This window comes from Staphylococcus delphini, from assembly GCF_900636325.1.
GTDB lineage: Bacteria > Bacillota > Bacilli > Staphylococcales > Staphylococcaceae > Staphylococcus > Staphylococcus delphini.
Genome location: NZ_LR134263.1, coordinates 547,537 through 560,763, shown reverse-complemented (window position 1 = coordinate 560,763; position 13,227 = coordinate 547,537). Strand labels below are relative to the sequence as shown.

Below are 13,227 nucleotides of genomic sequence, written 5' to 3'. Positions count from 1 at the left end.
TGAGTATACAACTTTGAATACGGAGACACCCCCTTTAAAATAATGGAAACTAAAGTTTATATAATCGAGTAGGAGAATGCCATTATTTGACTATTCGTCCTCTCACACCACCGAGCGAATAGTTCGTACTCGGCGGTTCAATATCTTGCGTAAGCCAACTCTGCAAGCTGGGCTAATGGTATTAATCCCCACTTGTAGAGTTGTTTTGTTGTAAGTGCACGATGAACCTCGTGCGTGTTCGATAATCGCCAGTATTTCTTACGTGACTGTGCGATTCTCATTGCACTATTATGGTCAAGACCATATTGGCGTAACATTTTATATTTAGTTTTTACTCTTTTCCACCGTTTAAGAATGAGTTGTCTAAGTCGGCGGTTTAACCAAGATGGCGTGGTTTCAATAAATCCTCTGATAAAACCTCTACCAAAATAATTTATCCAACCTCGCATCACTTGATTAATTTCAGTGATAATCTCTTTAAAGGTACCGGGTCTATTTCGTTTCGTTATTTTCCTTAAGGTGCGTATTAAATTTCTTTTTGCTTCCGTAGTCGGTCTGAAACGATAAACCCCATTGACCTTGATTATTAGACAACTCAAGAACTTTAAACGTGTGACTGCTCCTACTCTACTTTTCTCTTCATTGACAACCAACTTTAGTTGCTTTTCAATAAATTTCGTTACACTCGTCATGACGCGTTCACCTGCACGTTTTGTGCGTACAAAGATGACAAAGTCATCTGCATATCGTACAAAACGGTGTCCACGCTTTTCGAGTTCTTTATCCAGTTCATGTAGATAAATATTACATAGTAAGGGAGAGATAACGCCCCCTTGTGGTGCACCTATCTTTCTTTCTGCGACTTCGCCAGATAGGTCAATGGCAGCCACTTGTAAGCTTCTACGGATAAATTTGGAAATTGACTTGTCTTGAACATGGTGTTCGAACAAATACATGAGCTTATCATGATTCAACATATCAAAGCATTGTTTCAAGTCACAATCTACGGCTATTTTATAACCTTCTTCGTAGCCTTAGTATGATGTTTCTATTCGTCGGTGCGAGTGTTTGCGTCCGACTTCCTTCAGATTCCACTTCGCAATGGACACCCTTGTCTTTCGCTAACAGTTCCTACTACCAAGCCTGTAACGGACTTTCACCGTCAAGATGTTACCCATGCCGGCCACACCAAGAAAAAAGCCGTCAAATTCTGAAAAAAGAATTTTGACAGCTCTTTCTTATAGGAAATGAAGGTCTATTTCCCAGTACCTCCCTAATATTAAACATTTAAGTGACTTTGATTTCACGTTTCAACCAAGTATTAATAAACAAGAGGTACTCACATTAAAATCCATGCATTTTCTAGAGAAGCGTATCAATATATGCTTCTTAGATAATAGTGGTGTCGGTAAGACACATCTGGCAATGTAGCTAGGAGCAGAAGCTTGTAAACAAAATATCAAAACGATATTCTATACTTTTAAAGAATTAATTGAAATCTTAACTACTTTAGAGGCCAAAGGAATAATAAATAAAACTTTAAAACAATTAAACAGAATCGAACTACTTATCATTGATGAGATAGGCTATACCCCCATCTCCAAAGAACAGGCAGATCTCTTCTATCAATTAATGTCACTAAGATATGAAATGAAATCCACAATCATAACGACGAATATCCCCTTTTCTAGGGGGGCATTTAGTAACAAGATAGCGTCAGCAGCCATGATTGATAGACTCATTTATCATTCAAAAATATTTAAAATTACAGATGATTCATACCGACTTAAAAATTATAAAAGCGAAAAAAGTTTAAACATACGTCACTCTTAAACCGCTAAAAAACGACATTTTCAAACCGCTTTGACATTGTAGAGCGCACCAATAATGAGAGACTTAGGCCACTCAACCTTCCTGCTTCTTTGTTAAATAGTTAAAGTAAATTATCTTCACCTGAAAGCAATCATTCTCCATTACAAATATTTTTAAATAAATATAATCAATATTATTTATTTATATAAAAATTTTGAATACAAAGCAAATATAATGACTAGTCAAAGCTAATCACCATTGATTTAGGTCCTCTAGTATAAATACCTTCTTCCTCAAGAATAGTAGTGATGCTAGACTAAGAAACGGACACGGTAAATTGATAGGAATTTCATGTATAATAAAAGAAATCAATTTATAGGAGTGTCAGTGATGGCGAGAAGAAAATACGATTATAGCTTTAAAATGGAAGCAATTCAATTAGTCGAATCAGGGAGACGTGCCTCAGAAGTTTCTAGAGATCTAGATATTCCTATTCAAACGTTAACAAGATGGCTGAGTATATACCGTAAAGACGGTGAAAAAGGGTTTGTCGGTAGCGGTAAACGTACGTCAAATAAACAAGCAGAAGCAGATTTAGAAAAGCGATTAAGAGATTTAGAAGAAGAGAATAAAATCTTAAAAAAGGCTATGCACATCTTTGCCAAAGACCAGAAGTAATATACAGGTTTATTTATGAATACCGACATGAATTTCGTGTTGTGAAGATGTGCCAAGTCCTTAGTGTTTCGAAAAGTGGTTATTATGATTGGAAAAATCGCAAGCCAAGTGCGCGTATAGTAAAACGTGATGGTTTGAAGAAGCATATTTATCAAATTTATATTAAGAGTCAAAAGCGATACGGAAGCCCCAAAATCACACAAATACTGAGGAGTCATGGCCATACTGTAACCCAAAGAACTGTCAGTAGATTGATGAAGGAGCTCGGTATAAGGTCTATCACAAAAAAGAAATACAAGGCAACGACCCATTCAAAGCATCATCTTCCTGTCTACCCTAATTTATTGAATCAACAGTTTAAAGTATCACAACTTGGCAGTGTTTGGGTGGCTGACATCACGTATGTATACACAAAAGAAGGATGGCTCTATTTAGCTACAGTCATGGACTTGTTTTCTCGTAGAATCATTGGCTGGGCGATGGCAGCTCGTATGACAAAAGAACTTGTGATGTCAGCTTTAAACAAAGCGTATACAATTCAAGAACCTAAAGAGGGATTAATCCATCACTCAGATCGAGGAAGTCAATATGCCTCAATAGAATATCAAAATTTACTACGTGAAAAAGGGATTCAGAGTAGCATGAGTCGTAAAGGAAACTGTTACGACAACGCATGTATAGAATCTTTTCATAGTATCATCAAAAAGGAATTGATACATCATCAGAACTATAAAACCAGGAATGAAGCGATGTTTAGCATTGTGGAGTATATCCTTACTTTTTACAATTCCAAAAGAGTGCATTCAACGTTAAATGATATGAGCCCCATTGAATTTGAGAAGAAATACGCAACAAAATAACCTAACTCAGAATGTACTTTTTGATTTTTAAAAGTACATGATGGGCTAGGCTAGCAAGCGAAGCGCGGTAGAATTCTCTTTTTTCTGTGTCCGTATTCTTGACATAGATCCATAGTTTCTAATTTAATATTTTTTAGTCTTCGTATTAAAATACTGACTACTGTTTCTAATTGTATCAATGAGAAAGCTGCACCTACACATGTATGAACTCCATATCCAAAAGATAAGTTTAGTGAATGAGAAGATAGTATCTTATTTTCTTCTAACGTTCTGTAAATATTAAATTCATCAGGGTTAATAAAAGCTTTTGGATCTCTATTTGCGGCACCAATCATGCATATAACTACGTCATCAGTGTTGAGCTTTGTCTCATATAATGTGAATGGCTTTGATAATTGTCTAGGTATTAATTGAACAGGAGAATTGAAACGAAGAGTTTCTTTAATTGCTAGTTTTAATAATTTATGATTAGCTTGTATATCTCGATATTGACTGGGGTTACTTAACAAATTATAAAATAAATAAGCTAGTGTTTTATCAACCGGTTCTGTTGCAGCTAATAAAACATTTAGCGTTAAAGCTAAAATTTCTGTATCATTTATTCTATTTTTTCCATTTTTATAGCCATGTAAAATTGAAATTAGATCAATTTTTTTAGAATCTTTCTTTTCTTTTATTAAAGGCATCAAATACTCTTCTAGTTTATCACTACAGTCTAAAGAATGTTTAACTTCTTGTTCGTTTAAATTGAAAGATGTGATAAATTTTGCAATACCATTATGCCATTTTCTAATTATTTCTGCATCTTTTATATCAATGCCTAATAAATCTAACGAACTTTGAACTGCAAATTTTTCACCAAAATCACTTACTAAATCAATTTCTTTCTTTTTAATATACATATCGATTATATCATTGGTTCTTTTTTCTATCATAGGTAATATTTTTTCAAGGTAAATTCCTGTCATACCTTTTAATATAACTTTCTTTTTCGAGCTATGTTCATAACCTGACATTTGTGCTAACACTCTATCTTTCATAACAGGTTCAGCTCTTTCAGCTAAAGTTTTAGTTGTAAAAATATCATCGTTTTTAAGGATAAATTTTACATCTTCGTAATTACTTATAAAATAAGCATTAACAGTTTCTTCATAGTGAACAGGATCATATTTTCTAAAAAAATTAAAATATGGAACAGGATTCACTTCATAATCTCTTTCGAAAATACTTCTAGACTCTTTTAACATAATGATTCCCTCTTTCAGTTAATATAATATAGCCCTGATGTTTACTCATCTTTAAATCAAACTTGTTAGTTGCTATTTTTTCACCTAACTCCCATTGTTCGTGATAAGCCATTAATGTTTCCTGAGTATTAATAATTGGATTAGCATTTAAAAAGAAAGGTAATTCAGCTAATACATATTGGGCAGCATATTCTAATGCTTCTTTAGTAATTTCCACAGAAGTATTAACACTGTTCTTTTTACTCTGCAACGCTTGCATTGACATCTTTAAACAACTATTTTTAAAGTTATTATCTGTATTAAACAGATTTACAATATTTTCATATATCCCAATATAAGAAACATTTTGCTTAAAATCTGAAAACCTATAGATTCTACTAGTGACAGTCCTTCCACATTTAATAAGTTCATCTTCACAAAATCTTATTTGTCTATTGATTTCTTTGCGCACTTTTCTATTTGCTTTAGTAGTCGAATAACCAAGGCATTCTAGTATATTTTTTGACTCTTCCCCGCCTAACAGAATAGTAAATTCATCAAAGTTATTATTAGCCCATTGAATTATTTTTCTAATATATTTTTCATTATATTTACTCGTAAATGGACTAATACCTAAAATGACATGCTTTTTCTTTTGGTAAATTTTTTTACAGTTTGTGGTTAAAAACTCTACTTTGAAATCATACAATAGTAATCACTCCTTATAATTAACCAGTAAAATGTTTCTAGGTTAATTATTGAAATAATACCAAATAATTCCCATTAAAGCAATTCTATTTGACAACAGAGGAAAAAATCTTCATAATACAATTAACCGGTTAACCAAAAGGAGTGGTAATGATGGAAACACAAAAAAAAGTAATACTAACATTACAACAATTCATAATAGAAAGGGAAAACGCTAATAAAAGAAGACAAAATTTTAAAGACAACAACGAGCATCATTTATCTCTGACACAATTTCATATACTGGAGTTGATAGCTAATAACGACAAAGCTAACAATAAGTTTCTAGCCAACAAACTAAATATTTCTAATCCGGCAATTACTAAATCTATTAAAAAACTTTTATCTAGAGGATTAGTGATTGAAGAACACAATCATAATAATAAGCGGGAAATTCACTATAAACTAACTGAGGATGGTGCTCAACTTTCATCTGTACATGATAAATTACATCAGAGAGCAGTTAAAAGTTATGAAGACGTACTGAATGTTTTTGATGAAAATGAACTAAATGTCATTGTTAAATTTTTAGAGCGAAGTATTCAAGCGCTCAAAAAAGAGGATGCTGATAATAATGATCAAACCGAAAAGTAACGTCAAATTGTATGTCCTGTGTCTATTAGCGTTTTTCGCCTCCCTAATTCAAAATATATACACCCCAATTATCCCGAGACTTCACAATGAATTTCACGTCTCATTATTATACATAAATCTGACTGTAGGCGTATTTATTTTCATTATTGCTATAATGCAAATTATATTAGGACGGAGTATCGATACTAAAGACTCAAAACAGCTTCTTTTAACAGGACTAAGCATTATAATTATATCCAGTTTTATTTGTTCTATTACTCATAATTTTTTTATATTTGCTATATCAAGGTCAGTACAAGCGATCGGTTGTGGAATTATTCCCCTTGTTACATTAACTTTATTAGCTAGGTCAAGTACAGGAAATGAGCGGGCTTCGGCAATGGCAAATTATCAAATATTTTTATCAAGCGCCCCAGCATTGGCACCTATATTAGGCAGTATCTTAGGCGCTAATTGGAATTACTTTGGTATTTTCATTTTTATATTCATCATTGCTGTTTTATTATTCATTGTTATTTCTTTTATTGAAATTCCAAATATTGAAAAAGGGGCTAATAGAACAATAAAACCTGTGGAACCGAAATATTTAACTGATCACGTTTTTATAACTTTCATCCTATTTGGTTTCTTAGTCTTCTTTACGTATTTTTCAATATTAGTCGACCTTCCGATCCTATTAACGCATAGATATCATCTTAATGAAGGATGGATAGGTTTCTTATTTTTACCGATTACAATCAGTGTCATTATGGGAAGTATTTTTTATAAATGTATTTCTAAGATAAAAGATGAATTACTAATACTGAGATATACTGTGTTGGCTTTTTCCGTAGTCACATTATTATTCGGTATAATGAATAGCATAAACATAATCATTCTAGCAATCATTATATTCGGGTCAGGATTCCTTGTAGGCATCGTTCCGGCAATACTTTCAACTTTAATAACTCAAAGGTATGAAAATATAAAAGGAAAAGTATTAGGCGTATTTAATTTTATAAGATATATCGGTATGACTATTGGCGCAATAACGATTGGACTAGTGACACCACATAACACATACCTTTATTTTTTAGCTGTATCAGTAGTCATATTCATCGTATTTTTTTACCTTATGACAAAAGTATTCGAACGATCATTCAAAGTAGAAACTAAATAACAAGTACTAGTATAAAAATTAATTTGAGCTTAACAGTGACGATAATCTACATTTGCTAAATATCATTATTTATTTTTTATATTAATTACTAATCACGTTTACCTATTAAATATACGTATATTAAATTAATGATTATAAGCCTTAACGATTAATAATACTATTACTCTTAACTACTAAAAAGAAGCTGCATTCTAATTTTTTTAATAATACAACTTATTAACTTAAAATAAATATTTATTTACTAAAAAACAATTAACTAACAATAAATTATTTTGAGGAAGCAGAGGGAGGGGTAAGAAAGGTCACACTGTCGTTTCAGTTAAATCTAAGTACACTTCATTGTATAATAGCTGGCTGGCTTCCCAATTCTTAACTAATATTTTTGAGAAGTCTAGCCAGCTTTCCTTTATCAAGTTATATATCATTCAAATAAGCATAGATTCTTCACATTATAAAATAGCCGCTTTCTTTTCTGATGCTTTTTCACGTTTAGATAAGTTAAACATCGTCACAAGTGCGATTAAACCAAATATCGCTAACAAGATAAAAGCGAAATGGCTTGTGCCTGTAAATGCAGTCACCACTGAAATGACAAGTGGTGGGAAGAATCCGCCAAGACCACCCATCATTGAAACAATACCGTTTGCTACACCCGCTTCTTTTGTGAAATAATGTGGCACTAACTTAAACACCAGTCCATTACCAATACCGGCACAAACACTCACTGTTAAACAGCCAATTGTAAATAATGAAATTTGACTTGAAACCCCTAAAACTAATGCCCCTGCAATCATCACTGAGAAGAAAATTTTCAGCATCGTCACTGCGTTGAACTTGTCTCCTAAAATACCGCCTAAAGGTCTTAAACACGTTGCTAATGCGATAAACACACCTGTACGAATCCCGGCATCGACTTTATCAATACCGAAATTTTGTACGAGGAAGTTCGGTAAAAACAGACCAAATGCGACAAATGAGCCGAATGTAATAAAGTACCATAAACTTAAGTAGTACAGTTTATAGTTTTTCATTAAAATACGTGTTTGTTCGACAAGTGGTACTTTCACTTTAGGTTCTTTGTTGTCCCCTAAAAAGAACATGATAATCGCAAACACTGCCATCACAATTAAATAGCTACGTACAGTATTTTGCCATCCAATAATACCTGCAATCGGTGGCGCTAAAAATGACGATACAGCAGTCCCCAAGTTCCCCATACCATAAATACCGTTTGCGAGACCGACTTTATCTTTGGAAAAATATTTCGGTAATGATGTTACGCCGACTGAGAAAATGGCGCCCCCTACACCAAGGAAAAAGCCAGCAAACATTAACGCGCCAGGAGAGCTCGCTTGACTGAGTAAAAATATCGGTACGAGCAACACAATAAAGCTTGTAAAAAACACCCATTTCGCGCCAACAATGTTCGTTAAGTAGCCAAATGGCACACGAAGCACTGATCCTAGAATAACGGGAATGGCCAAAATAATAGAGAGTTGACCGCTTGAAATTTTAATATCTTGTGAAATAAACGGAATTAATGGGGCAATGATACTCCACGCCATAAACCCTGCAACAAGGCTGAGTGTTTGGAGCACAAGTTGTACGCCACCTTTTGATTGTTTCATTTCTCATTCACCTTTCTTTACTTGATGAGTTTGATGCATCATCTTGAACATTGTCAGTACGCTCACAGCAGATGCCTCATTCGATTTCAAGTTCAGTTTAACGGTATTGTGAAATTTATAACACAAGGAATTCCCCTATTCTTGCATGGCGTATCCCCTAACAATCGAAAGTGATAGTGTCCGCTTACAAATTTGATTAATGCACCATTGATCAAGCTCAGAAACTGGAATGCTGGATCGTGAATTGAATAATGGAGATTCATTGGTTTTTTAAACTTTTTATTTTATAATAGTCGAAACAACTAAAAATGAGGTGTTTAGAAATGATAAACTATCGATCGTATTCTGATGAACAACAAATATTTATGCTCAACATTGGTGGATTAGACATATATTCAATTCGTAAAAAAGTGGTTAAGGTAATTGAAAAATTGATTAAACCTTTCTCATCTCAACATCATCGTTACACTTTTATCGATGTCGACGAAGTTACAGTATTAATCATTCAAGCAGAAACACAATTCATCCCTACTCTCATTAGACGTTTATGTAAAAAAGGATTAGCGATATATGAAGTAAAATTAGTAGAAGAACAAGATGCGTTATTTGATCAGTTTTCCGCTCATATGAATAAATCTAAAGCCTATGTCCTCTGAATATTTAGAATGGCATAAGCTTTTTTCTTAGCATTTGCTGAGGAGCAATTGTGGTTCAGATAGACTGTGACAGAAATTAATTTCTAATTCTATAATCGTTCATTAATAAATAATTGCTATTCTACATGAACAACAAGCTATGCATTATATAAACTATTTTCTCTTTGCTTCTCTTAATATTTTCAATTCGTTTTCACAATATTCCAACATTTCTTTTTTTTCAAATCCCAAAAACCATATAGTAACTCATGTAATTTTTCTGAAGCCATTAATTCACCATTTTTATAAGAATCATATACACAACTTTTATCTCGCTTAAATATTTGTATTCTGTCAAAAATTATTTCTTTTTCTAAAATGTTTAAGTTTTTCACCAAATTCCCTACTATATTATCATGATATTTTTTAGGCGTAGCACGTGCATATTTGGGGGAGATACTATAATTTTGTTCGTATCTTAATAAAGTACTCAAGTATGATAAATAAGGCTTTGTTGCTATAAGTGATAATTCAACTTGATAACCCTTGGATTTTAAAGATACTGCTGTTCGTCTCGGTACATCGACAGTTCTTAAAGTTCCCTCAATGAGCAGATGATAATGTTGTTCGCTTTGTAACTCAATGAGTGATTCAACCATTCGTCCTGCAAATTCATTTGTATATTCAACGCTTTTTTTACCATATTCCTTTTGTATATCAATGAATTTTGGGTGTTGCAATCGAAAAGTATCCCCGTCAATAATAATGATATTACCATTATAATGCGATTGCTTAATACGATAAATTGTAGTTTTTCCTGCCCCACTCTGGCCGCCCAATAAAATTGCAATGGGTCTTTTTATTGGTGTTTTTCCTCTAGTCAATCCCTACAATTACGTTCAAGTGCCGTTTGAAAATCAATTTCTGTGTATTCTATTAATCCCATTTAGACTACAACTCGTCCTTTTGCCACTTCTAACATGCGCTCTATTCCATCTATATACCGCTCTAATGTATTAAAATTTTCAACAAGATAGATTTTTGTATTGATGAGTTCTGATAAATCATCGCTCATTAATATCCAAGGATTTGTATCATCGTCAGTAGTAGTAGTATGAGAAAAAATGGATGAAAGTGTATCAACAACCCGATTCAAATTAAAAGTTGAGGATGCCACAAAATATCGTGTAACATCCTCAACTCGAAATGTTTATAAATATCATTTGCACACCTGGGCGAGACTCCTGAGGGAATTGTCTGCATACTGCTAACAGTGACTTCTTAACTTTAAAAGTGGCTACCGTTTATCGCAGTAGCTGTTTGACTTCTCAACGTATACACTTTTGAGAAGTCAAGTCAGCCTTGCGGGGGCAGTACGACGAAATCTTTGTTACACATGAGATTTCTGTACTGCTCCCAAAATCCACAATGAATGGGTGCGCTGGGAATCAATAAACGGTGTTCCAAAAGCAGGATTTTCGACAGAACTCCCGCGATTTCGGCAAAATTTGGAAATCAATTTTGCTCATCGCTCTGTTCTGCTCAAATCCTAAGCGCTTTTGTCACAACCTCCCCCTCAGCCCCTAGGAACGCGAGCCCAAGGTAGCAATCATGCAATATACGTTTGTAACAGAAAATGTTTTCACCATCGCCTTTGTAGTAAGGCGTGTACAACAACCTCACTCTTCCCCAACTTTTAACACAACCATGCTATGAAAACACTAAAAATCCAACAACTTCTTCTTCAACGCATACTCCACTAACTCCGGCTTCGACTTCAAATTCAACTTATCCATAATACGCGTTTTATGCGCCTCAACCGTCTTCACCGATACAAACAACTTCTCAGCAATATCCTTATTCCCATAACCTTTCGCAATTAACGGTAAAATCTCCAACTCCCGCTTCGACAAAACTTTAAACGGATCATTCGAATACTCTCCATCATGAGATGAATGCACAAACTCTTTCACCAAAGAAGTCGTCATTTTCGGATCAATATACGTCTCACCTTGGTAAACTGTACGAATCGCTAACAATAATTGTTCGTCCGGCGCATTTTTTAAAATATAGCCACTCGCGCCACTTCGCAATACGTGAAATAAATATTCTTCATCATCATACATCGTGAGTATGAGAATTTTTGTATTTGGGAAACTATCTAAAATTTTACTCGTCGCAATTAAACCTGATTCTCCTGGTGGCATACTTAAATCCATAATCAATACGTCCGGTGCGTGCTCCATCACTTTTTGATATGCTTCGACACCATCTGCAGCGGTACCCACCACTTCCATATCTTCTTGAAAGTTTAAAATCATCGAAAAACCCGTACGTACAACAGCGTGATCATCTGCTATCACGATTCTCATGCTACATTCCCCTCACTTTTGGCTGATTGGTACTTCGAGTGACACAATCGTGCCTTTTCCTTTTTGCGTTTCAATATTGAGCTTGCCATTCACCAATTCAGCACGTTCATACATGCCATAAAGCCCCAAACCTGTTCCTTTAGGCGATTCACTCGGTTCAAATCCTCTCCCTTGATCTGAAACTTCTGCATAAAGGTAATGATCGTCTTTGCGAATAATGACATCCACATCATCGACGCCCGCATACTTCATCGCATTAAATACCGCTTCTTGCACGATACGGTAAACGACGGTTTCGATTTCCGCATCAAAGCGCTCCGAATCAATATCAAAATGATAATTAATCGCTAAACCATAGTTATTTTCCATCTGCTTGAAATACGTTTTAAATGCTGCATCTAATCCTAAATCATCTAATGAAGATGGACGCAATTCTGATGATAGATTACGCAAATCATCAATCAGCTTTGTCATTAACCCTTCAATATTTTTGGCGTTCGCTAAAATGACATCCATATCACTTTGATATTTCAATAAACGCATCTCTACATTCACGTTGATTAATTCTTGAACAACCCCATCATGCAATTCACGTGAAATACGTTTACGCTCGTTTTCTTGTGCAGCGATTGTCTTTTGAATCATATTGCGTTGATACAATTTTTCTTGTCGCTGCAATTGTGCGGTCACATTTTGTAATGTAAAAGCCTTGATTTGTCGTTCTTCATCAATCGTTTGATAGTTTGCTGTGAAAGGTTCAATTTTATTATCCGTTGTTTTCATAAACACTTGAAATGTCGTATCACCAATTTCTGGAGACTGAAGAAAACAATTTTTACAAGTACGTAATGCTTGTTCATTCGTATACCCTTCGCAATGGCCACATATCGTTGTTGAAATACCACTCATATCATTATCGGTTGAAATGACTCGCTTGGCCGCTTCATTCATATCAATCACTTGGCCTTGTGCATTGATAAAAATAATCATTTCAGATGTTTGATGATAGTAGGCTTGTAAAAAATTTAATAACTCAGTCTGTTGTTGTGGCATTTATTGCATCACCTTATCTTCACTTGTCAAACCGCCAACACCTTTAATGGACGAGATATCATTTGCGATGTGAGGTAATGGTTTTTGGTCACGTTGCCCGAATAATAGGACGCCTTTCACACGATGGTTGTGCCATAGTGGAATCGCGATCAAAGCCGTCAATTGCTCACTCATTAATATAGGATAATCAAACAATGCATTTTGAATTGCATCATCTGTAGTATCGGGAATGATCATCGGCTTGCCTGTTTTCATCACATTCCCTGCAATGCCATGCCCATTACGTAACACGATGCGACGATATCGTTCATTCAAGTTGCCTGACACGTAACGCCATTTGATTTTCATTCCTGCATGATCTTCTGATGGCAAAGCAATACCAGCAAAATCAAACTGGTATTCATCACGCAATCTATCTATTTCATCTTGATAATCATGTTGCGAAAAATCAATCTGGTTCACG

General features: G+C 34.4%; 11 protein-coding genes and 3 pseudogenes. 5 read left to right on the top strand and 9 right to left on the bottom strand.

Going from position 1 to position 13,227, the window contains the following annotated elements; all coding sequences use genetic code 11:
* Positions 1-137 precede the first annotated feature (137 nt).
* Positions 138-1,031, bottom strand: a pseudogene (locus EL101_RS02370) (reverse transcriptase domain-containing protein); the annotation flags it as partial.
* A 226-nt stretch (positions 1,032-1,257) separates the two neighbouring features.
* On the opposite strand from EL101_RS02370, the pseudogene EL101_RS02360 reads away from it, so the two are divergent.
* Together EL101_RS02360 and EL101_RS02355 are read left to right on the top strand one after the other, a co-directional pair.
* Positions 1,258-1,833, top strand: a pseudogene (locus EL101_RS02360) (ATP-binding protein).
* 369 nt (positions 1,834-2,202) lie between these two features.
* Positions 2,203-3,350 (top strand): annotated as a pseudogene (locus EL101_RS02355) (IS3 family transposase).
* A 50-nt stretch (positions 3,351-3,400) separates the two neighbouring features.
* Here the strand turns inward: EL101_RS02355 and EL101_RS02350 are convergent.
* Both EL101_RS02350 and EL101_RS02345 read right to left on the bottom strand, forming a co-directional pair.
* Entirely contained in the window at positions 3,401-4,597 is a 1,197-nt protein-coding gene (locus tag EL101_RS02350) for a cytochrome P450, cyclodipeptide synthase-associated (RefSeq protein WP_096596219.1), read from the bottom strand.
* On the bottom strand, positions 4,581-5,285 hold the full coding sequence (locus tag EL101_RS02345) for a tRNA-dependent cyclodipeptide synthase (RefSeq protein WP_096596220.1): 705 nt from the start codon (positions 5,283-5,285) through the stop codon (positions 4,581-4,583). The genes EL101_RS02350 and EL101_RS02345 overlap by 17 nt, the downstream gene beginning before the upstream one ends.
* A 152-nt stretch (positions 5,286-5,437) precedes the next feature.
* Here EL101_RS02345 and EL101_RS02340 point away from each other — a divergent pair, with 152 nt between their 5' ends.
* Both EL101_RS02340 and EL101_RS02335 read left to right on the top strand, forming a co-directional pair.
* Positions 5,438-5,917 (top strand): MarR family transcriptional regulator, encoded by a 480-nt coding sequence (locus tag EL101_RS02340; RefSeq protein ID WP_096543226.1) that lies wholly within the window; start codon positions 5,438-5,440, stop codon positions 5,915-5,917.
* Entirely contained in the window at positions 5,898-7,076 is a 1,179-nt protein-coding gene (locus EL101_RS02335; protein WP_096596221.1) for an MFS transporter, read from the top strand. The genes EL101_RS02340 and EL101_RS02335 overlap by 20 nt, the downstream gene beginning before the upstream one ends.
* 449 nt (positions 7,077-7,525) lie before the next feature.
* Here EL101_RS02335 and EL101_RS02330 read toward each other — a convergent pair whose 3' ends face one another.
* The gene (locus tag EL101_RS02330) at positions 7,526-8,704 is read right to left on the bottom strand and encodes a nitrate/nitrite transporter (protein WP_096596222.1); all 1,179 of its coding nucleotides are present in this window, start codon (positions 8,702-8,704) and stop codon (positions 7,526-7,528) included.
* A 323-nt stretch (positions 8,705-9,027) separates the two neighbouring features.
* Here EL101_RS02330 and EL101_RS02325 point away from each other — a divergent pair, with 323 nt between their 5' ends.
* Complete coding sequence (locus EL101_RS02325; RefSeq protein ID WP_096596223.1) at positions 9,028-9,360, top strand: hypothetical protein; 333 nt, start codon at positions 9,028-9,030, stop codon at positions 9,358-9,360.
* Between the two features lie 182 nt (positions 9,361-9,542).
* Here the strand turns inward: EL101_RS02325 and EL101_RS02320 are convergent, their stop codons facing one another.
* From EL101_RS02320 to nreA, 5 genes are all read right to left on the bottom strand, one after another.
* Positions 9,543-10,223, bottom strand: coding sequence for a zeta toxin family protein (locus EL101_RS02320; protein WP_240622763.1), 681 nt, complete (start codon positions 10,221-10,223; stop codon positions 9,543-9,545).
* 62 nt (positions 10,224-10,285) lie between these two features.
* Entirely contained in the window at positions 10,286-10,414 is a 129-nt protein-coding gene (locus tag EL101_RS02315; protein ID WP_479685619.1) for a hypothetical protein, read from the bottom strand.
* 646 nt (positions 10,415-11,060) lie between these two features.
* Positions 11,061-11,711 (bottom strand): nitrate respiration regulation response regulator NreC, encoded by a 651-nt coding sequence (gene nreC, locus EL101_RS02310; RefSeq protein WP_019167019.1) that lies wholly within the window; start codon positions 11,709-11,711, stop codon positions 11,061-11,063.
* Positions 11,712-11,723: 12 nt separating this feature from the next.
* Positions 11,724-12,764, bottom strand: coding sequence for a sensor histidine kinase (locus tag EL101_RS02305; RefSeq protein WP_096596224.1), 1,041 nt, complete (start codon positions 12,762-12,764; stop codon positions 11,724-11,726).
* Positions 12,765-13,226, bottom strand: a complete 462-nt coding sequence (nreA, locus tag EL101_RS02300; RefSeq protein ID WP_096596225.1) for a nitrate respiration regulation accessory nitrate sensor NreA — start codon at positions 13,224-13,226, stop codon at positions 12,765-12,767.
* Between the last annotated feature and the right edge of the window lies 1 nt (position 13,227).

Bases quoted from the DNA above. Each gene is read 5' to 3' on its own strand.
- EL101_RS02350 (WP_096596219.1), bottom strand. From the start codon at position 4,597: ATGTTAAAAGAGTCTAGAAGTATTTTCGAAAGAGATTATGAAGTGAAT.
- EL101_RS02340 (WP_096543226.1), top strand. From the start codon at position 5,438: ATGGAAACACAAAAAAAAGTAATACTAACATTACAACAATTCATAATA.
- EL101_RS02335 (WP_096596221.1), top strand. From the start codon at position 5,898: ATGATCAAACCGAAAAGTAACGTCAAATTGTATGTCCTGTGTCTATTA.
- EL101_RS02330 (WP_096596222.1), bottom strand. From the start codon at position 8,704: ATGAAACAATCAAAAGGTGGCGTACAACTTGTGCTCCAAACACTCAGC.
- EL101_RS02325 (WP_096596223.1), top strand. From the start codon at position 9,028: ATGATAAACTATCGATCGTATTCTGATGAACAACAAATATTTATGCTC.
- EL101_RS02315 (WP_479685619.1), bottom strand. From the start codon at position 10,414: ATGAGCGATGATTTATCAGAACTCATCAATACAAAAATCTATCTTGTT.
- nreC (WP_019167019.1), bottom strand. From the start codon at position 11,711: ATGAGAATCGTGATAGCAGATGATCACGCTGTTGTACGTACGGGTTTT.
- EL101_RS02305 (WP_096596224.1), bottom strand. From the start codon at position 12,764: ATGCCACAACAACAGACTGAGTTATTAAATTTTTTACAAGCCTACTAT.